Raw genomic sequence first — 1974 nt, 5'->3', positions numbered from 1 at the left:
AAAAATTAAAAAATAATTACATTTCGAGGAGGAATAGATAATGCCGAAATCAAATTGGTTAAAAGAAGTATTTCACTGTCAAAAGCCCATCATTGCCATGTGCCACTTTGGTGCTATGCCTGGTGATCCAGGTTTTGACCATAAAGGTGGAATGAAGAAAGTTGTAGAATGGGCAATCAAAGACTTAACTGCTCTCCAAAATGGTGGAATCGATGCTGTGATGTTTTCCAATGAATTCAGCTTGCCCTATATGACTAAAGTCGATACAGTCACTGTTGCATCGATGGCTCGGATAATAGGGGAGCTTATAACACATATTAAAGTACCCTTCGGAGTAAATGTTCTCTGGGATCCAGTGGCGAGTCTTGATTTAGCCGCAGCCACTGGTGCTCAATTTGTACGAGAGATTTTCAGTGGAGTCTACGCCAGTGATTTTGGCCTTTGGAATACTAATTTTGGAGAGACAGTGCGTCACCAATATGCCATCGGAGCTCAAAATGTAAAGCTGCTGTTTAATATCGTACCGGAAGCCGCTCAATATCTCGCTAATCGGGATATCGTCAGCATTGCTAAATCAACGGTTTTTAACGATCGCCCTGATGCTTTGTGCGTTTCAGGATTAACAGCAGGAGCTGAAACCGATGTACAAATTCTAAAAAAAGTCAAAGAAGCTTTGCCAGATACCGTCATTTTCGCCAATACCGGTGTCCGGTTGGATAACTTGGAAAAACAACTTGAGTTTGCTGATGGAGCCGTAGTAGGAACTACCTTTAAACAAGATGGGAAATTCGAAAACCATGTCGATGAAGAGCGGGTCAAAACATTCATGAATAGAGTAAAAAAATTTAGAGGAGAGTGATGGTAAAAAACCATCTTCCTAAAGTTTCATTTTCCAGGGCTGCGATGATTTTAATATTTGAATCAGTATCGAGTAACCAGTATAAACAGCTTAACAATTCAACTATTATTTTGATTGGAGGTTTTAATGTATGTCTTCCAGCATCTTGGAGGCAATGATTATTGCATCGTTCACTGGTGGAAATATTCTGAAAAAGTACTTTGAGAAGGAAAATCTTTCTGTCCTTCAAAAATCGGTTTCTTATGATTTAGTAACCAATATCGATATAGAGTCCCAAGAAGAGATCAACTCAATTTTAACCAAGCGATTTCCAGATATTCCTGTAGTTGGAGAAGAGGACAGCATCCAAACCAGAAGGCAATCCCGGGCATTCTATGTCGATCCTCTGGATGGGACTTTTAATTTTGTTCATAAATATCCCTTCTTCTCTGTGTCTTTAGGATACTGGGAAAACAATGAACCGGTAATTGGGGTTGTTTTCGATCCTATTAGACGGGATTTGTTTTATGCCCAAAAAGGGGAGGGTGCCTTCTTAAACGGAGAAAGAATCACCGTCTCCGATCGAACTATCTTAGAAGGAAGCTATTTAGTAACTGGTTTTCCCTATAAAGAAGGGAAACATTCTCGAATTGAAAAGGAAATTCGGTTGGCTATGAAACTTACCGATTTGAGGGTTTTAGGGAGTACGGCCTTAGAGCTCTGTTATGTTGCCTGTGGAATTATAGATGGATATTGGGAATATGACCTTTCCTCCTGGGACTTAGCTGGAGGAGTGTTAATCGCGAAGGAAGCCGGAGCTATAATTACCGACCCAAGCGGCGGAGACTTTGATCTTTATGAGGGAGATATATTAGCAGCTCCGCCGGCTATTCACCAAAAGCTATTAAAAGCGCTAAAACAATGAACAACTGTAGGTTTAAAAAAGCATTGGAGGGAGAAGGAATTATAGCGATGCGTCATCCGGAGCCCTCGCTTAGTGAGTGTTTGAGGATCTCATCTTTAATATTTCTTTGTTTTTAAAATACCCTAAAGGATGAGATTCTCACGTCACACAATACGTTCCTCAGAATGACGGAGTGGGTGGATGAGATTCTCACGTCAACTCCGTTCCTTGC

2 protein-coding genes are annotated in these 1974 nt (G+C 40.7%); both read left to right on the top strand.

Annotation, left to right across the window (positions count from 1 at the left end; genetic code table 11):
- Positions 1–40: 40 nt before the first annotated feature.
- Entirely contained in the window at positions 41–859 is an 819-nt protein-coding gene (locus PLK24_RS06480; protein WP_324477442.1) for a BtpA/SgcQ family protein, read from the top strand.
- 130 nt (positions 860–989) lie between these two features.
- Positions 990–1763, top strand: coding sequence for an inositol monophosphatase family protein (locus PLK24_RS06475; RefSeq protein WP_324477440.1), 774 nt, complete (start codon positions 990–992; stop codon positions 1761–1763).
- Positions 1764–1974: the final 211 nt, after the last annotated feature.

Origin of the sequence: Atribacter sp., from assembly GCF_035418125.1 — a bacterium.
GTDB lineage: Bacteria > Atribacterota > Atribacteria > Atribacterales > Atribacteraceae > Atribacter > Atribacter allofermentans.
The sequence above is the reverse complement of the archived record's forward strand: the minus strand, read 5'-3'. Positions and strand labels throughout refer to the sequence as shown.